Raw genomic sequence first — 20093 nt, forward strand, 5'->3', positions numbered from 1 at the left:
TTATTTTTAAAGTAAATCACTTATGTGAAATTTTTTATTTAATGAATCTTCTAATTGCTTTCTTTTAAAATTATCTTCAAGGGCTTCTTTAGTATCATTTATTTTAATTTCACCATTATCAAGTAAAATAATATAATCTGCAATCTTATCAAGATCGCTAGTTATATGAGTTGACATAAGAATACCTATATCTTGATTTAATATATCTTGTAGCATATTTAAAAAATCTTTTCTAAAAACAGGATCAAATCCAGCAGTAGGTTCATCTAAGAGAAGAAATTTTGGACTATGCGCCATAGCAAAGCTTACTTGAAATTTCATTTTCATACCTTTAGAAAACTGGTATAAGGGTTGCCCCTTAGGAATATTCATTTTATCTAGCCATATATAATAATCTTCCATAATCCAATTATTAAAATATTCTCCAAGAAGTACTCCATTTTCATATGCTGTCTTATCCATAAAAAATGAAAGCTTTTCAGAAATTAGACCAATTTCTTGTTTTGCTTCAGAAGTATTCTTTTTTATATCAATTCCATTTATATTTACTTTTCCTTCAAAGTCAGTATCTAATCCAGATATAATATTAATAAGTGTAGTTTTCCCAGCTCCATTTACTCCAATAAGTCCTGTAAGATATCCTGGTTTAATTGTTAAAGAAACTGATTTAAGTGAAAATTCTTTATATTTTTTTACTATATTTTCACATTGTATACTATTTGTCATAAAGGCTATCTCCCTTCATATAAAGTCTTTAAAATATCTTGCATATCTTCAAGTGTAAGTTCTAATTTTTTACCCTCATTAATTAAACTTTCAAAATTATTTTCAAAATCTTTAAGCTGTTCCTCTCTAAGTTTTTGACGATTTGGCTCCTTTACGTAAAAGCCCTTACCTTGAACTGAATAAATTAATCCTTCCTTTTCTAGTTCTTCATATGCACGTTTTGTTGTAATTACACTTATTTGAAGATCTCTAGCAAGGGATCTAATGGATGGTAATAAATCTCCTGGCATTATCTCTTCTTGTATAATTGAATTTTTTATAGATTTAACTATTTGCTCATAAATTGAAATATTACTCTCTGTATCTAAAATAATATTCATTCTTAACCTTCTTTCGTATCTGGTATTTGTCTATAAACATCTTCATATGAAAGAGATTTCTTTAGAATTGGATTTATACAACGATAAGCAATGTACGCATTTACTATAAGAGCTACACTCCAACCTATTACACCTAAAAAATTCAATTGCACATTAAGAATAGACAATGAATAAAAAACTATAGCCTCCAGCATTAATAAACAAATCCAATAATAATTAACCATTTCTTCCTCTTTAGAATATATTATATATCCTTCTTTGTCTTTCTTTTTTAATCCTTGTTCACCTATACCTATTTTTAAATTAATATCTAATATAATAAAGAACCATAAAATAAGCTCTACTAAACTTAATATTATACCTCTGTTAAGAAAGATTCTTCCTATATAACTATAACTTGCTATAAAAATAAACATAAATCCCAAAATAATTTTTATAGCTAACTGTAAATACATATATTTCATTTTTTCCTTTTCGCCTGCTGCACATACAAACATTGCTTTACTAAGCCTTAACGGGATTTTTTTGGTTATATCGAACATAGTAATAAATGCTACTCCGTAAATAGCAGGAATAATTGATCTTAATATATGCTCTTCTAAAAGTAATTTAATTATAGTATCATTTGTTCTCGGCATATCCATAGGTATTTGTGGAACAATTATAATAGTTAATATATAAGTAGTTAAGAAAATAAATAAAATAATGTTAAGTCCAACATTTACCCATGTCTTTTTCAAATTTACTAATAAATCATTTATAATAATTTTTAGCATTTAGAGTACCCTCCTTTGTCTAAATAATACATGACCTCTTCTATTATTGGAACTTTAAATTCCATATCTAAATAATCTTCTCCTTCTACCTTTTCAATAAAAGCACAATTATGATATTCTCCATACTCTCTATAAATAATATTCGAGAATTTAAGATTTTCAATTTGTTCTTTAGTACCTTTAATGATTAGATATTTCTCCTGAAGCTCTTCTTTACTTAAATAGAAGAATATTTTTCCATTATGAAGTAATGCTATATAATCTCCAACTTGATCAAGATCTTCTGTAATATGAGTGGAAAATAACACGCTTCTAGTTCCATCTTCTACAATTTCCTGCATACAATTTATAAGCTCTTTTCTAAATAAAGGGTTTAATCCTGCTGCTGGTTCATCCATTATAAATAGTTTTGCATCATGAGATAAAGCAAAGGCTAACTGGAATCTAACCTTTAAACCTGCAGATAACTTACCTACTTTCTTCTTAAGAGGTACTTCAAAACGCTGACAAAATTTACGGAATAAATTTTCATCAAACTTACTATAAAGACTTCCATAAATTTTTCCATTACTTATTACACTCATGCTATCCTCAAACATATTTTCATCAAGAACAAAACCAATTTGATCTTTTGCATCTTTTTCATTAGCATCCATAGAAATGCCATTAATTTTTACACTTCCACTATCTTTCTTATATAAATTTAATATAGTATTAATAAGAGTTGTTTTACCTGAGCCATTTACCCCTACTAATCCAACTATATAACCAGGCTCTATTTTCAAATTAATACCTCTTAAATGTAAGCTTCCTATTTTCTTTACTAAGTTTTCTATTTCCATCAAAGTAGTCATTAAAGTCCCTCCTTATAAACAACAGTATATATACTGTTTATACCTATATATACAGTATATATACTACTGGAAGCAATTTCAAGTATTTTTTCTCTTTTTGTTATTAATATTTTATTTAAATAATTTTAAATAAAAAAGGCGCAGTCTAAAAAAGTTTGTTTAATATAAACTTTATTCAATTTTAAGTAAGCTTTATTGCCTTTAAAAAGTTAATCTCTTATTTTATAAAAAGCCTCACGAAACGCGAACCCCTTTTAATCCGTTGATTTTACTTGCTTAAAGACGTTTTTGAACTTAAACAGAAATTTTTTCTGTTATTTATATATACGCAAAAAGGGAAGTTCGAATCTAATCAGAACTTCCCTTTTTACACATTTATACTATCTAAATTTCTAGACCTAAAATTCCTAAAAAGCTGCTTAATTATCAGTTATGCACTACTATCCATTGTCAATTATCTATTATAGCTTCCTTCCCAAACAATTTCTCTATACTTATCTGGATCGGTATCTCCTTCTGTGCTAAATAAAAGAACTCTTGAATTTTCATCTAAGCCAATTGATTCTTTTAAATCCTTATACTCTGGATTTGTCATCAATTCATAAACTAATCCTAAAGTAACTGCTCCTGATTCTCCAGAAACAACTTTCTTATCTCCATTAAGTGGATTTCCAAGAACCCTCATACCATTTGCAGCAACATAATTTGGAGCTGAAACGAAAACTTTTGAATGATTCTTTAAAACTTCAAAGCCTGTTATATTAACTTCACCACATGCAAGTCCAGCCATTATTGTTGGCATATCTCCACCAACAGCTCTTGGTTTTCCATCATTTGCTATAGCTGATTCATAATAACATGCAGCTTCTTTAGCTTCAACTACAACAGTAGTTGGGCAATCTTCACCAAATACTGAAGCAAAGAATCCTTGTATTCCACCAGCTAGTGATCCAACCCCTGCTTGTAAGAAAATATGAGTTGGTCTTTCTACTTTATAATCATTTCTTAATTGCTCTAATGCTTCAAGTCCCATAGTTCCATATCCTTGCATTATCCATGCTGGGATTTCTTCATATCCGTCCCAAGCTGTATCTTGAACTACTACTCCATTATGCTCTTCAGCATATTTAGCTGCAAGTCTTACAGCATCATCATAATTCATATCTGTAATTGAAGCATCTGCTCCTTCTTTTCTGATATTTTCTAGTCTTATTAATGAAGAGCCCTTTGGCATATAAACTACTGATTTTTGTTTTAATCTATTAGCTGTCCATGCAACACCTCTACCATGATTTCCATCTGTTGCAGTTACAAAAGTTATATCTCCAAGCTTTTCTCTAACTTCATCTGAAGTTAATTTTTCATATGGTAATTCTGATATATCCATATTTAATCTTTGTGCCAAGTATTTTCCCATTGAATAAGATCCACCTAAAACTTTAAAAGCATTTAATCCAAATCTATATGATTCATCTTTTAAATAAACTCCGCCAAGTCCTAGTCTTTCACTTAAATTTTCTAAATTAACTAATGGTGTAACACTATATTCTGGAAAACTCTTATGAAAGTTTCTAGCTTTATTTATTTCATCCATATTTAAAAAATCCAAATCACCATCTATTTTGCTTTTTGGCATTGTATTTTCTTTCCATAGTATCTTTTCTCCCATTATTAAGCCCCCTACTATCTAATTATTCTTGTTCCAGTCTTTCCTTGAATTCCATCTTTAGCTTTTTCTAACAATGTAATAAGTGCATGTCTTCCCTCTTTCGATTCTGCAAACTCTATACCTGCCTCTACCTTTGGCTTCATTGATCCTGGAGCAAAGTGTCCTTCTTCAACATATTTCTTCATTTCTTCTACTGTAACTTTATCTAGCCACTCTTCATTTTCCTTACCATAATTTATGGCAGCCTTTTCTACTGCTGTTAATATAATTAAAAAATCAGCATCTAAATCTTTAGCTAATGTAGCACTTGCAAAATCCTTATCTATAACAGCACTTGCTCCTCTTAAATGGTTTCCTTCTTTAATTACTGGAATACCACCACCACCACAAGCAATTACAACACTTCCTGAATCTGCTAAGCTTTTAATAGTTTCAATTTCCACAATACTCTTTGGTTTTGGAGAAGCTACAACCCTTCTATATCCTCTACCAGCATCTTCAACAACATTAATTCCCTTTGAAATTAAAACATCAGCTTCTTCCTTTGTCATAAAGCTTCCTATTGGCTTTGTTGGATTTTCAAATGCTTTATCATTTTTATCTACTTCTACTTGAGTAATAATTGTAGCAACAGATTTATTTATATTTCTGCTTAATAGTTCTTCTCTAAGTGCATTTTGTAAATCATATCCCACATATCCTTGGCTCATTGCAACACATACAGACATTGGGATTGATGAGTATTTATGATCTGCTTTAGTTAGTGCATCCATAGCAAGATTTATCATACCTACTTGTGGTCCATTTCCATGAGATATTACAACATCATGTCCTTCTTCAATTAAATCTACTATAGCCTTTGCAGTTGATTTAACTGCACCCATTTGTTCTTCTAAATTATTTCCTAACGCATTTCCACCTAATGCTATTACAATTTTCTTTTTCATAATTCTCTCCCTCAAATTCTTAGAATATATGATTAATTTGAATGTTTAGGGCTTTTATCCTTATATTGTCTTTGGATAAAAGCCCATATATTTTATATAGTGTTAAGCTTATTTAACTTGACGATCCTTTTTAGCTTCTTCTAATTTAGCTAAAACTTCTTGTGGATCCTTAACTTTGCTTAAGAAAATCATAGCTGCAATTACATATGGCTTGTAGCTAGCTTCTTTGTAAAGAGGTTTTCTATATCTATCAAATACTGAAGCATCAACTTCCCCAGTTTCACAGCTAACACCTGTAATATCTGCTGGTAAGCAATGTAAATATAATGCTTTTCCATCTTTAGTTGTCTTCATTAATTCTTCAGTACATTGCCAATCTTTATGTTCAGCATTTTGTGCTAATAATTCTTTTTCTAATTCCTTTATTCCATCGAAATCTCCATTTCCATATAAATCTGTTCTCTTTTCCATAGCAACAAATGGAGCCCAGCTCTTTGGATATACGATATCAGCTTCTTTAAATGCTTCTTCCATTGAATTAGTCTTTGTAAATGATCCACCTGAAAGTTTAGCATTTTCTTTAGCAATTTCTTCAACTTCTGGCATTACTTCATATCCTTCTGGGTGAGCTAAAACAACATCCATACCGAATCTTGTTAATAATCCAATTATTCCTTGAGGAACTGATAATGGTTTTCCATAAGATGGAGAATAAGCCCAAGTCATAGCTACTTTTTTACCCTTTAAGTTTTCTATTCCACCAAATTCATTAATTAAATGAAGTGCATCAGCCATAGCTTGTGTTGGATGGTCAATATCACATTGTAAATCAACTAAAGTTGGAATTTGTTCTAAAGTTCCTTCTTCATATCCTTCTCTTACAGCCTTTGATACTTCTCTCATGTAAGTATTTCCTTTTCCGATATACATATCATCTCTGATACCTATAACATCAGCCATAAATGAAACCATGTTTGCTGTTTCTCTAACAGTTTCACCATGTGCTACTTGTGATTTTCCTTCATCTAAATCTTGAACTTCTAATCCTAAAAGGTTACAAGCTGATGCAAAGCTAAATCTTGTTCTTGTTGAGTTATCTCTAAATAAAGAAATTCCAAGTCCACTATCAAATATTTTTGTAGAAATATTATTTTTTCTTAAATCTCTTAAAGCTTCTGCAACTGTAAATACAGCTTTTAACTCATCGTCGCTTTTTTTCCAAGTCTCCATAAAGTCATCATTATGCATTTTTGAGAAATCTAATTGATTAAGTTCATTAATATATTTGTCCATTAAAGCCATTTTTAAATTCCTACCCTTCATTATCTTAATTTTTATTTATACAAATTTAAAATTAAATTATTTTATTATTTTTCTTTGTTAGTACAATAAATTGTTGGTAATGCAGCATATACAGCAGCACATTTAACTAAATCTTCTTTCCAAGTCTTTTCATTTGGAGCATGTGCTTCTGCTTCTGCTCCAGGTCCAAATCCTATTACAGGAATTCCATTACGTCCCATTATAGAAACACCATTTGTTGAGAATGTCCATTTATCTGTAAGTGGACGAGCTTTTCTCATTTCGTCAGTTACTGCAGCCCCACTTCTTGTTGTTCCATAAAGACCTTCATATGACTCTTCCATTGCTTTTGTTACAATATGATCTTCTGGAATTACCCAAGTTGGGAAGTAACATTCAATTGGATATACTAAGCCTGTATAGCTTGGCCTATCATAGTTATACATACTTACTGTTGCATTATATTTTTTAACAGCTGGAAGATTACGAATTTCTTCTAAACAACTTTCCCAAGTTTCACCTGCTGTCATACGACGATCTAAAGAAATTGAGCATGAATCAGCAACAGCACAACGACTTGGAGAAGTATAGAATATTTGAGAAGTTGTAACTGTACCTCTTCCTAAGAAGTTAGCTTCTTTCCATTCTGAGTTATATTTTTCATCTAGCATTTTTACTAAGCCTTTAATTTCTTTATCATCAGCTGCATTATTTTCATTAAGGTCACGAATATTCATTAATATTTCAGCCATTTTGTAAATTGCATTATCTCCTCTTTCTGGAGCTGAGCCATGGCATGAAACTCCTTGAACATCGACACGAATTTCCATACGACCTCTTTGTCCTCTATAGATACCACCATCTGTTGGCTCTGTGGAAACTACAAATTCTGGTCTTATATTATCTTCTTTAATTATATATTCCCAGCAAAGTCCATCACAGTCTTCTTCTTGAACTGAGCCAACAACTAATGCTGTATATTTTTCACTTAAAAGATCTAAGTCTTTCATTATTTTTGCACCATAAACAGCTGAAACTATTCCTCCTAATTGATCAGAAGTACCACGTCCACCTATTTCAGTATCAGTTTCATATCCTTCATATGGGTCAAAGTTCCAGTTAGCTCTATTTCCTATACCAACAGTATCAATATGTGCATCAAATCCTATTAATGTTTCTCCTGTTCCCATATATCCTAGAACATTACCTTGTGGGTCTATTTCAACTTTATTAAAGCCTAATGCTCTCATTTCTTCAGCTATACGGTTAACAACACCTTTTTCTTCACAACTTTCTCCAGGAATAGCAACTAAATCTCTTAAAAATTTAGTCATTTGAACTTTATATCCCTCTGCTTGTGATTTAATATTTGTAAAATCCATATTCTTTTCCCCCTTATAGTTTGAATATATTTAATTATTTAATATTATTATTAAAATCATCATTTATATCTATAGCAAAACTCATGCCAACTTTTTTACTAATTATTAATATGATTTATTAGTATTTTTATGATTTCAAGCCATTTTTCACCTCTTATTTTATTAAAAAAATAAAGGATTATCATTTTGATAATCCTTTATCACTTTGGTTAAATCCAGCATTTTATAAGGTTTTCGAGGTTAATTTTACATTTTTATCATTTTGATAATGTAAAATTTTTAATAATTTATCATTATCCATTTTTATTATTTTTCACACTATTTTAATGCTTTTAATGCTACAGAATTTAAGATACTCCAAGGTTTATTAAAATGTGGTTGGAAGAAAAAATCTGTCATCGCAAGTTCTTCAATAGACATTTCATTTTGAATTACCACTGAAAGAGTATTCATAAATTCAGTCATATCTACCTTAGAAGCAATTTGTCCTCCAACAACTCTCTTTGTATCTTTTTCATAAACTAATTTTATCATAACGTCTTCGAAAGTAGGCATAAATTCTGGCCTGTTCTTTTCCTTTAATATTACGCTCTCTACTTCAAAATTAGTAGTAAGTTTCGCAACTTCTTCTGTTAGTCCTGTAGATGCTATACATTCATCATAAATCTTTATGCCAGATGTTCCTTGCGTTCCCATATATCTTAATGTTGGCTCTTTTATATTCCTAGCAATTAACATTCCCATTCTAACTGCATTAGTTGCCAGAGGTATATATCTACTATCTTTTGCTGGGTTATATCTTACCATACAGCAATCCCCAGCTGCAAAAACATCTTTTTTACTAGTTCTCATATAATCATCTATTATTATGGCTCCATTTTTCAGAGTTTCTAATTTACCCTTTACTAACTTTGTACTTGGAGCAAATCCTATACAAAGTACTACTAAATCACCTTCATATTCGCCTTTATCAGTAATTACTTTTTGAACCTTCCCATTATTGCCATTAAACTTTACTACTTTTTCACCTAAAACTAATTTAATTCCTCTATTAGTAAATTCTTTTTCTGCAATATCAGAAAATTCTTTATCTAAATACTTGGACATGATTCTATCTTCTGCATCAATTAATGTTACTTTTTTCCCTAACATTTCAAATGATTCAGCTAATTCTACTCCTATATACCCAGCTCCAATTATAACTACATTATTTGCTGAGTCTTTCTTTTCATCAATTATCTTAGCATGATTATAATTTTTACATAGTAATATATTTTCAAGGTCTAAGCCTTCTAATTTTGGAACTATTGGCCAAGAACCTAAAGTTAAAATAAGCTTATCATAATCATCTTCAAATTCTTCTGAGTTTACTAAATTCTTAACTTTAATTTTTTTATTATCAAAATCTATATCTAGCACTTCATGCTTCATTTTTGCTATTATCCCACTACAAGATAAGTTTTCAGGAGAATTGTAAAAAAGCTTTTCGGGCTCTGTAACTACTCCTCCAACACTTAAAGCTATTCCACATGATAAAAATGAAATATTATCGTTTTTTTCATATACTACAACTTCTGAATCTGGATATACTTCTTTTAAATTTACAACTGCTGAAGTACCAGCATGAGTGCATCCTATTACAATTACTTTCATAAATTATTCTCCTTTATATAATTAGTTTTACTATTATATAAATAGAGTTTGCTAAAAATTATTTAATATTCATTTATAATGTCTCCTACATATTCTTTGCAATAAACTCTAGCATTTTTATACCAACTGATACAATTTCATCTATGTTTATTTGTGAAAAATCATGACTAGCTCCTTCTAAGGTTATAAGTTCTGCTTTATTTCCTTTTTCTTTAAGTTCATCATATAATATTTCTGCATTTTCATAAGGTACTGTATTATCTTGTTTGCTATGAACTATTAAAGTATTTGGCTCATTTTTATCTACATAATTCACTGGACTATAAAGTTTTAAGATATCTTCCCTTTGTTCTCCTACTGAATTTATTATTTGCTCTAAATCCCATTGAACATTACTAGTATCTAATGTTGTTAAATCCGTTGGTCCAAAAAAATCTATTAAATACTTTATATTTGATGGATAATCTTTTAATTCCTGTGAGTCAACAAACTGATCCTCAGCACTATAGGCAGCCATTAATGCTAAATGTGCTCCAGATGATGCTCCTATAACACCTATTCTATCTGCATTAAATCCAAAATCATCTTTATTCTTATGTATCCATCTTATTGTATCCTTCACATCACTAATTTGTTTACTGAAGTTCTCTTCTCCCTTCATAAGTTCATAACTAGTACTTATTATTGTAAAGCCTTCTTCCCTAAATGCATCTAAAAGTGGAGATATAGCTTCAGGTATTTCATTACTTCCATATACCCAGCTTCCACCATGTACGTATAATATTACTGGTGAACCACCCTTAACACTCTTTTTGGGTCCATAAATATCAAGGGTCAACGGAGTTCCATTAGTATTTTTATATATAATATCATCATAATCAATAGAATCTATTGACTTTAATGACAAATCTTCTGTTAAATTTTGTCCATTTTCTACAAACTCACTGTATTTCTTTAATATACTTGTGTATAAGGATATTCTATCTCTTATAGAATATATAAAAATTCCACCTGCTAAAACTACTACTAAAATTACTACCCCTATAACTTTTAAAAATTTCTTCATTTCTTCTCCTTCCATTAATATAATAGTTTCTTTACTATTTTAATTTATATTATATTTTAAATATTTATACAATAAATTAAACTTTTATTAAATTTAATAAAAATGCCATTTATTTTGTAATGACCAAAATAGTATAATCAATTATTTATTTTAATTTCGTATTTTTGTCAATAATATTTATGTACAGTAATACACTATATTGATATTAAATTTAGGAAGTGATTCTATGAAAAAAAGATTATTTCTATTAATATTTTCATTAGTATTTTCACTTATTTTAATCGGATGTAATAAAAATAAAAATGAGCCAGTATCTACTCCTTCCCAAAATATTGTCGATGAAGAGAAAGAGTCAGGTAATGACAAAGATAAACCAAATGATGATAAAGCACCAGATAGTAATTCTAATGAAGATAAATCAATTACTAATACTAAAGTTCGTTTATTTTATTTCGACTCTTCAAAATTGCAGCTTTATTATGTAGATAAAGAGATTCAAGTATCCGACAAGGCTATAGTAAAAGCTTTAACAAAAGAGCTTCAAGATTATTCTCCTAACAATAATTTTTTAAATTTAACTAATGAAGTAGAAATTACCTCTGCTAAATTAGATGAAAATAAAAAACTTCTAACTATAGTATTTTCTTCTTCCTACGTAGATAAAATGTTCCTTGGATCTTCAACAGAAAGTGGACTATTGTCTTCATTGATATCTACCTATGCATATAATTTAGATGTTGATAAGGTTGCTATTTATTTTGGAGATAAACTATACACTTCTTTGAAAGGTGATCTTCCTAAGGGCTATTTCGATGTAGATTTTAGTTCTGCTATTCCATACTCTAAGGATTCTTATAATAATTCTAATACTGAAAATAATAACAAAACTGATACTGTAAAAAAGACTATGAATTCTAGAATATATTACTACAATTGCACTGATGATGTATTTTATTATATAAATAAGCCAATTGAAGTAATAGATGGAGCCTTAGTAACTTCCTTAACAAATGAATTAAAGAATCCTCCAAACCAAAATTTATTTAGTTTTGGCGATGACTTATCTATTCGTTCAGCTAAATTAGATAAAGAAAATAATACACTAACTGTTGATTTATCAAAATCTTATTATAATTTATTAAGTAAAGTTGGTTCTGGAGGTGAATCAGCTGCTTTAAAATCCTTGGCTTTAACTTATGGATATAATTATGGAATTGATAAAGTTATAATATTAGTAAATGGAAAACCTTATTCAGGTAGTCATATAATTTTGGAAGTAAATGAGTGTATTAATATTAATGTAGATAATATTAAACCTTTAAATATTTAATAAAATATTTTCTTATTTAATTAAATAATTGAAATACAAAGCCTATCATACTTTTTTATAGAAAAACAGTAGTTAGTTTTATTTTTATACCAAACTAACTACTGCCTCTATTAAATCATATTCTAAAATTCTGAAGATATGTAGTTACTACAAAGAAATTAATAGTAACTACAAGCAATGAATAAGTAAAATATATAAATATCCTATTACCACTATTGCTTTTCTATTTCTCCTTATTTCTTTGTAACTTCATATTTAAAACAATTACTCAAAAATATTCTTTAATAAAAATTGATCTTTACTTTTAATAATATCACTTGAAATTATTACACTCATTTCTTTAGGATTTATTTTATGATCACAAATTCTAATACTTTGTTCTCTAATAAGAATATCTAAATATTGTTTTATCATTAACCCATTTCTTAAACTCAAATTTCTGTTCTCATCTAATTCAATTATTGCCTTATTTAAAGTTTCTTTAGCTTCATCGTCTAAAATATATTTCTTGCTTTCTAAAATACTTAATGACATATTAAATAATTCATCTTTCTTATAATCTTTAAAGTTTAGCATTGATGGAAATCTATAATTTAATTCTGGGTTTACCTGCATAAGTCTTTTAATATCCTTGCTTTTTCCTGATAAAGTTATAACTATTCTATTACTATGCTTATCTATAAATTTAATTAAATCCTTAATTATCCTATTTGATGTATCTTCTAATAAGAATTCAGCATTATCTATATAAACCACTTTACCAACTTGCCTATTTAAAATATCTTCAATAGATATACCATTTTTCATATTATCTATAATTTCCTCTTTGCTTAAATCCACTATACTTTTAGCTTTTACAACTCCCATACTATATAATGTTTCTGATAATATATTTAGTACAGTTTTTTTACCTGTTCCGATATCTCCAGTAAAAATTATGTTCATATATCTATTTATATCAGTGGATAGACCTAGTCTTTTTCGTCTTTCCTTCACTCTCATTAATTTATATTGATTTCTTAAAAACTCTTTAGCTTCCTCATTTCCAATTAAATCTTTTAATCTCACTTCTAAATCAAATTCATTGTCATATTGAGAAGTATTAAGCCTTTCCACATCCTTAGATGTTATTAAATTCATCTCATAAACACTTATATCTTCTTCTGCAATTCTTATACTTTGAATTCTTATTAAATTCTCAACATAATTTCTTACCATTCTACCATTTCCTGATTGTGCATCAGAATTTTCATATATATCAACAAAACTCTTTTTAAGTGCTGCATATCCATTCTTAGATAATTTAAATCCTTTTGACTCAACTAATCTTATAGCCATTTCTAAAAGTTCATTTGGATTATAGTCTTCAAAATTAGTCCATAATGGAAATCTTGACCTTAGTCCAATATTTACATCAAAGAATTCTTCCATTTCTTTCTCATATCCAGCTAAAATAACTATTACTTCTCTTGAATAATCCTCAATTAATTTAAGAAGTGTTTCTATAGCTTCTCTTCCTAAACTATCATTAGCAAGAGTATAAGCTTCATCTATAAATAAGACACCACCTAAAGCTTCTTTAAACTTTTCTTCTGTCTTTTTAGCAGTTTCTCCCGGCACATTAGAAACAAAACTAGATCTATCTGTTTCTACTAACTGACCTATTTTTAGTAATCCCATACTATTAAGCATTTGTGCAACCAATCTTGCTATGCTAGTTTTTCCTGTACCAGGATTACCTGCAAACACCATATTTAAATTTTGCTCTATTTCTGTATTTACTCCAACTGATTTTCTTTTTTCCTGAGCAATTAAAAGCTTATATTGACTTCTTAAAAGATTTTTAACTTCTTCTAGGCCTATTATATCTTTTAACTTTTCTTCTAAATCAAATTTAGCACTAGCTTTAAAGTTAAAATCTTCTCTTTCTAATAAATCTATTTCACTTTTATTACTGTTTAAATATTTTCTTGATGAATATATAATAGCATTTTCTATTATATTTCTTACAAACCTTGCATTTCCTAAATCATTTTTTCCTGTAAGTTGATTTCTAGTAAACAAGTCTATTAAATCATTTTTTACATTCTTTGCAATTCTATATCCCTTTGCTTTTGCAATTTGTAAAGCAATTCTATACATTTCTTCTGGATTATAATCTTCAAAATGAATTGTATTTGGAAATCTAGATTTAAGTCCCTGATTAAAACTTAAAAACTCTTCCATATCTTTTTCATATCCAGCCAATATAACTGTTAAATTATTTCTATTATCTTCAATTCCTTTTAATAAAGCATCTACTATTTCTTTTCCAACTTTATCATCTTCGCTTTCACACAAAGCATATGCTTCATCAATAAATAGCACTCCTCCTATTGCTGAATTGACTATGTCATTTGTTCTTTTAGCAGTTTCATTAACATTTTCTGTTATAAAATCTGCCTTGCTAACTTCAACAAATACTCCCTTTGATAATAATCCTAAAGCATTTAAATATTCATAAGTTATCCTTGCTGCATTTGTCTTTCCAGTACCTGCATTTCCTGCAAATATCATATTTAAAGATATTCTAGATGTTCTTAGCCCTAGTCTTTCTCTTATCCTCTGTACCTTATAGTTATTTTCTATATTTATTAAAAATTCTTTTAAATCCTTAACACCTATTATAGATTCTAACTTATATCTGACCTCATCTAAAGTAGGAGTAGAATATTTATTTAATCTATATATCTCGCTATTTACATTACAATATAGTTTATTACGATCTACATATATTAGTATTTTTTCTCCATCTTCTATAGCTTCCTTTAATATTAAGTTTCTTAATGGATCACTTACTTTATAATATATATATTCTGTAATCTCAAAGCCACTATTTTTACTGAAGTTTTTTTGAAGATATTCACCAACACCAAATTCTTCTTTTTCATTACTATTATCCTTAAATCCTAATAGAACTTGTATCCCTAAATCATCTTTTATCTTCTCAATTTCATTTGTTAACTTCTTTCTTATAATTATATTTTTTTCTTTTTGGGTAAGCTCTCTAGTATGAAAATTTCTATCGCTATTTTTTAATGATACTTCTAAAAATTCTTCAAATTCATTTTTATCTTCGTAATTATAAATAAATATAAAGAACTTATTATGGCAAACTATTTTATTAATTTTATTTTTATCTTGTTCTTTTGCCTCTACTAAAAATTTATTTTTAATTACATAGTCATTATTTAGCTTAATACAAGTATTAGGATATATACTTGATAATAGCTTAATTATTTCCTTTGATGCTTTTTCGGTATTTTTAAAAATTAACCCCTCAGATTTATCATTGCCTAACTTTTCATATAAATCTGTTAAAAAAGCATTATAGCCCAGATTAAAATTATAGGATGCTAAATCAATTTCATCTAAATTCTTATTTTTTATTAACTTCTTTTCATATAATTCATCAAAAATAGTCCTTATACTTACTTTCTTAAATGTATTTTTATGTCCTGCTACAATTGATATTCCTTTTTCTTCATTTTCTATTTTATTTATAAAATATTCCGATATTTCTTTAAAAAATTCTTTTTGGCCAATAAACTCTTTATTTAGCTTCTTTTCAATATCTAATATTATTTCATTCTTATCCATATATGTCCTTCCATTCATTTGTTAATATACTCTAATTGAACTGTTCTATATTATTTTTATCAAAGTTGTCGAAACTTAGTCATTAATATAGAAAATGCCGTACTTCTGAAAGCACAGCACCATGAATTATATTAAATTATCTTTCTTCAATAAATTTAATAATGTTGGATTGAAATTAAATTCACTTATAAGTGAATCAACTTCTTTTAAAGCTTTTTCCTTTTTCTCCTTGGAAACTTTGGATTTTGAAGCTCTTATTAATATATTTTTAGGTGAATGTGCAATGTCAATGAATTCTAAAAGCTGTGTTTTATATCCAGCTGCTTCTAAAAGATTTCCCCTTACTGCATCTGTCATTAATGCTGCCATTCTTTCTTGTATTATACCATATTTAGTTAATATAGATAATGTATTTGCTTCCATTTGATGATTAAATTCATGTTGGCAACATGGTACTGAAAAAATCATCTTTGCATTCCATTTTATTGCATTATATAATGCATAATCTGTTGCTGTATCACAAGCATGTAATGTTATTACCATATCAACATTATTTTCATACTTGTATCCATTTATATCTCCAAGTTCAAAATGTAAATTATCATATTTATATCTTTTAGCTATTTCATTACATTTTTTAATTACATCAGCCTTAAGATCTAATCCTATCATTTTAACATTTATATGTTTTATTTGTACAAAATAATAATATAAAACAAAAGTTAAGTATGATTTTCCACATCCAAAATCTAATATAGTAAGTTCTTTATAATCATTTTTCTTTATTTCATCATCTATTATTTCAATAAACCTATTTATTTGCTTATACTTATCATATTTAGAATTTATAACTTTACCTTCTTTAGTGAAAACCCCTAAATCTATTAAAGGCTCTATTATCATTCCCTCTTTTAATATATAATTTTTTTCTTTATTATGGCTCTTATTAGAAAGATTTGAATTATTGCTCTTTTTCTTTCCTAAAAATACTTTACCTTTTTTTGATATCTTCAAATCAAAAGATGTTTCATTAGACCACGCTGACAATTGTTTGTAATTATCATTTACAATATCAAATAGTGCTTTTTCTAATTGATTAACTTCAATATTTTCATGAAAAACTTGCTTATCAGTAAATTTTTCTATTTGATAATATTTTTTCCCCTTATTATTTTCCTTAAGTAAAAAACTTATTTTATTATATTCAACTTCTTTATTTGCTTTATTACTAATAACTATCTTTATAATTTCTTCTTTTAGTATTTCATAAATAGCATTTTTTAAATCTTCCATATCTAAAACTCCTTTTAATAAATCACGAAGCAATTTATTAGTGAAAAGTTAGGAGTGAAAGAGTGAAAAGCTTAGGATATTTTGCTACGCAAAATTTAATCTATAAGTGCAAAGCACCTTTTATTAAAAAAAATCCTGTAAGGATTTTCTCCTTAACTTTTTCCCTATTAACTATTTCACTCTTCACTATTTTGCTTCGCAAAATAATACAATTCCGTATTGATAAATAAATATTACACAAGAAATTACTAGATAGCAAGAATTTTTCTTATTCTACATATTTACTTCTTAATAGTTCTATTTCTTTTGCATAACCATCGAGTTCATTTGGAGTTTCTAAGAAAAATGGCAAATGTTTTAGCTTTGGATGATTTATTATTCTTGTTATAGCTTCTAATCCTAAAGAACCCTCTCCAATTTTCTCATGTCTATCTTTATGACTTTTAAATGGATTTTTGCTATCATTTAAATGAATTGCCTTTAATCTATTTAATCCTATTACTCTATCAAACTCTTCTAAAACTCCATCTAAATCATTTACTATATCATATCCAGCATCATAAATATGGCAAGTATCAAGACAAACTCCCATTTTTTCTTTTAATTCAACTCTTGAAATTATTTCTGCTATTTCTTCAAATGTTCTTCCAACTTCTGAACCTTTTCCAGCCATAGTTTCTAATAAAACTGTTGTAGTTTGATCTTTACTCAATACAGTATTAAGTAAATCTACTATATAATTAATCCCTATCTCTACCCCTTGCTTTACATGACTTCCTGGATGAAAATTATATAAGTTATTTGGCATAAGTTCCATTCTATTTAAATCATCAATCATCATTTCTCTTGCAAATTCTCTTGTTCTTTCATCTGCTGAACATGCATTTAATGTATATGGAGCATGAGCTAAAATAGTTGAAAAGTTATTTTCCTTAGCAATTTTTAGAAGTCCTTCCATATCCTCCATATTTATTTCTTTTGCTTTACCGCCTCTTGGATTACGAGTAAAGAACTGAAATGTATTTGCTCCAATTTGTAGTGCTTCTTTTCCCATATTCTCAAAACCTTTTGTAGTTGATAAATGACATCCTATATTTAACATAATTACCTCCAAAGTATAGTCTTATTTCAATATTCTATATAATGTGCTATATTTTATAATCTTTTATAAAATATTTATTACCATATTCATATACAGATTTATAATATATAAACTAATTCTATTAACTATTAGTTTCTGTTAGTTATATAAAATAATACTATAATAGTCTATACTAAATCAAGAACTAATTAATAATTTTTATTACTTAATAAAGATATACGAATTTAATATTTAAATTTAATAAATTAAATAGAGTTGTTATAATTAAAATAACAACTCTATTTTCAAAAAACACTGTTTTTAATTTACATTATAAAAGTTAATGTAGTAGATAATATTCCACCGATTATTAAAGATAAACTACTAAAAGCAAAGGATATATCTATTTCTGTTCTATAGCTTCTACCCCCTCCCATTAGTGAAAGAGCAACTGAATCTGCTGATATTTATGAAAAAATCCCTATAAAAATTAGTAGCAAGCCTTCTATAAATAATATATTTTGAAAGCTATTGTAAGGTGTACTACTAGTTATTATAAATCCTATCATCGTTACTATCCCAAGCCATCCAAAACCATAAATCACAGCTTTTATAAAGAAGGATATTCTATTATTTTTCATAACCCTTCCCCTTTTTATAATTATATATTTTTATAAATAATACTAATAAAAAGCTTTATACTAATTTCTATAACTCATAATAGCTTTCTATAAAACTATATAATAAAAGTTAAACCTGCACTAAACACTCCACCTAATATTAAAGAAAATGTACTAACTGCTAGTGCTACATCTAACTTTCTATTAGATTTTTCTCTTTCCATTTTAGTAACTTCTAGATTTGCACTAGCTGAATATTGAGCACTATTCTGTCCAAGCCCTTGCATAGAAAGTCCCATTGGATCACCTGATATTGATGCAAAGATTCCTACAAAAACTAATATAATACCTTCTATAAATAAAATATTTTCAAAGTTTTTATAGGCTGTTACTTTAGTTATTATAAATCCTATTAATACTGCTACTCCAAACCAAGCTATACCCCAAAGAAAAGATTTTATAACTAAGCTAATTCTGTTATCTTTCATATTAAATACCCCCTTTTTACTATTATAGCACTATTCCCATTAATGGTATATATTACTATATAAAATAATTATAAATTCATTTTACTTAGTGATAGAGTCACCATATAATGGAGTTGGAAGTCCGAATCCTCCTGCAACTTCAATTAAATCTCCAGTAATAAAAGATGATTCATCACTAGCGTAAAATACTACTGCATTTGCTATATCTTCTGGCTTTCCAACTCTATTTAATGGAACATGTCGTAAAAATCCTTTTATAAATTCCTCTGACATATTGTCCATAGCAGCATCAGTTGCTATAAGACCTGGTAATATCGCATTGCACCTAACCCCTTGCTTCGCATATTGAACTGCTATATTTTGAGTTAGTGAGTTAATAGCTGCCTTTGATACAACATATGCTACACGGGATAAATCAGGAATTACTGAGCCTATAGTCGATATATTAATTATACTTCCACCTCCATTTCTTATCATATGAGGTATTACTTCTTTACAAGGTAAGTATACACTTTGCAAGTTATCTTGTACTATTCTAAAAAAATCTTCTGTATTTCCTGTAACTACATCAAAATCTGCTTTTACATTAGTTCCTCCATAGTTATTTACTAATACATCTAATCTTTTCTCTTTATTAATAACTTCTTCTATCATAGTTTTATACGTGTCCGGCTTACTTGCATCAAAATATACTATATCTGCATTACCACCATTTGCAATAATTTCATCTGCAATTTTTTTACCTGCATCTAATCTTCTTACAGCAAGATAAACTTTCGAACCATTTCCACCTAATTTTTTAGCTATTTCTAATCCTATTCCTCTTGTTGATGAAGTTACTAAAGAAATTTTATTATCTAATCTTTTCATAATGCACCTCCAAAATA

The 20093-nt window shown here is 27.9% G+C and carries 17 protein-coding genes; 1 reads left to right on the forward strand and 16 read right to left on the reverse strand.

Annotation, left to right across the window (positions count from 1 at the left end; genetic code table 11):
• Positions 1–6: 6 nt before the first annotated feature.
• From CSBG_RS11835 to CSBG_RS11880, 10 genes are all read right to left on the reverse strand, one after another.
• Positions 7–726, reverse strand: a complete 720-nt coding sequence (locus CSBG_RS11835; RefSeq protein WP_008679783.1) for an ABC transporter ATP-binding protein — start codon at positions 724–726, stop codon at positions 7–9.
• A gap of 5 nt (positions 727–731) precedes the next feature.
• Complete coding sequence (locus CSBG_RS11840) at positions 732–1106, reverse strand: GntR family transcriptional regulator (RefSeq protein WP_008679784.1); 375 nt, start codon at positions 1104–1106, stop codon at positions 732–734.
• Positions 1107–1108: 2 nt separating this feature from the next.
• A complete protein-coding gene (locus tag CSBG_RS11845; RefSeq protein ID WP_008679785.1) occupies positions 1109–1882 on the reverse strand; it encodes a hypothetical protein in 774 nt (257 codons plus the stop codon).
• Complete coding sequence (locus CSBG_RS11850) at positions 1876–2736, reverse strand: ABC transporter ATP-binding protein (RefSeq protein WP_008679786.1); 861 nt, start codon at positions 2734–2736, stop codon at positions 1876–1878. The genes CSBG_RS11845 and CSBG_RS11850 overlap by 7 nt, the downstream gene beginning before the upstream one ends.
• A 454-nt stretch (positions 2737–3190) precedes the next feature.
• Positions 3191–4405 carry a diaminopropionate ammonia-lyase gene (gene dpaL, locus CSBG_RS11855; RefSeq protein ID WP_008679788.1) on the reverse strand — a complete coding sequence of 405 codons (1215 nt, stop codon included), beginning with the start codon at positions 4403–4405 and terminating at the stop codon, positions 3191–3193.
• A 14-nt stretch (positions 4406–4419) separates the two neighbouring features.
• Complete coding sequence (gene arcC, locus CSBG_RS11860; RefSeq protein WP_008679791.1) at positions 4420–5352, reverse strand: carbamate kinase; 933 nt, start codon at positions 5350–5352, stop codon at positions 4420–4422.
• Between the two features lie 108 nt (positions 5353–5460).
• On the reverse strand, positions 5461–6654 hold the full coding sequence (gene ygeW / locus CSBG_RS11865) for a knotted carbamoyltransferase YgeW (RefSeq protein WP_008679795.1): 1194 nt from the start codon (positions 6652–6654) through the stop codon (positions 5461–5463).
• A 65-nt stretch (positions 6655–6719) separates the two neighbouring features.
• Entirely contained in the window at positions 6720–8036 is a 1317-nt protein-coding gene (locus tag CSBG_RS11870; protein ID WP_008679796.1) for a YgeY family selenium metabolism-linked hydrolase, read from the reverse strand.
• 318 nt (positions 8037–8354) lie between these two features.
• The gene (locus tag CSBG_RS11875) at positions 8355–9689 is read right to left on the reverse strand and encodes an FAD-dependent oxidoreductase (RefSeq protein ID WP_008679798.1); all 1335 of its coding nucleotides are present in this window, start codon (positions 9687–9689) and stop codon (positions 8355–8357) included.
• Between the two features lie 85 nt (positions 9690–9774).
• Positions 9775–10755, reverse strand: coding sequence for an alpha/beta hydrolase (locus CSBG_RS11880; RefSeq protein WP_008679799.1), 981 nt, complete (start codon positions 10753–10755; stop codon positions 9775–9777).
• A gap of 226 nt (positions 10756–10981) precedes the next feature.
• On the opposite strand from CSBG_RS11880, the gene CSBG_RS11885 reads away from it, so the two are divergent.
• Positions 10982–12085 (forward strand): GerMN domain-containing protein, encoded by a 1104-nt coding sequence (locus tag CSBG_RS11885; RefSeq protein ID WP_008679801.1) that lies wholly within the window; start codon positions 10982–10984, stop codon positions 12083–12085.
• A 264-nt stretch (positions 12086–12349) separates the two neighbouring features.
• Here the strand turns inward: CSBG_RS11885 and CSBG_RS11890 are convergent, their stop codons facing one another.
• The 6 genes from CSBG_RS11890 to CSBG_RS11910 all read right to left on the reverse strand — a co-directional run bounded on the left by CSBG_RS11890 (position 12350) and on the right by CSBG_RS11910 (position 20076).
• Complete coding sequence (locus tag CSBG_RS11890; protein ID WP_008679803.1) at positions 12350–15724, reverse strand: AAA family ATPase; 3375 nt, start codon at positions 15722–15724, stop codon at positions 12350–12352.
• Between the two features lie 126 nt (positions 15725–15850).
• Positions 15851–17017: an SAM-dependent methyltransferase gene (locus CSBG_RS11895; protein WP_008679805.1), complete on the reverse strand. Its 1167-nt coding sequence runs from the start codon at positions 17015–17017 to the stop codon at positions 15851–15853.
• A 268-nt stretch (positions 17018–17285) separates the two neighbouring features.
• Complete coding sequence (locus CSBG_RS11900; protein ID WP_008679807.1) at positions 17286–18119, reverse strand: deoxyribonuclease IV; 834 nt, start codon at positions 18117–18119, stop codon at positions 17286–17288.
• Between the two features lie 446 nt (positions 18120–18565).
• Positions 18566–18739: a hypothetical protein gene (locus tag CSBG_RS18320; protein ID WP_008679809.1), complete on the reverse strand. Its 174-nt coding sequence runs from the start codon at positions 18737–18739 to the stop codon at positions 18566–18568.
• Positions 18740–18834: 95 nt separating this feature from the next.
• On the reverse strand, positions 18835–19206 hold the full coding sequence (locus CSBG_RS11905) for a hypothetical protein (RefSeq protein ID WP_008679811.1): 372 nt from the start codon (positions 19204–19206) through the stop codon (positions 18835–18837).
• Between the two features lie 81 nt (positions 19207–19287).
• A complete protein-coding gene (locus CSBG_RS11910) occupies positions 19288–20076 on the reverse strand; it encodes an SDR family NAD(P)-dependent oxidoreductase (RefSeq protein ID WP_008679813.1) in 789 nt (262 codons plus the stop codon).
• Between the last annotated feature and the right edge of the window lie 17 nt (positions 20077–20093).

The organism is Clostridium sp. 7_2_43FAA (genome assembly GCF_000158375.2).
Taxonomy (GTDB): Bacteria; Bacillota; Clostridia; order Clostridiales; family Clostridiaceae; genus Clostridium; species Clostridium tertium.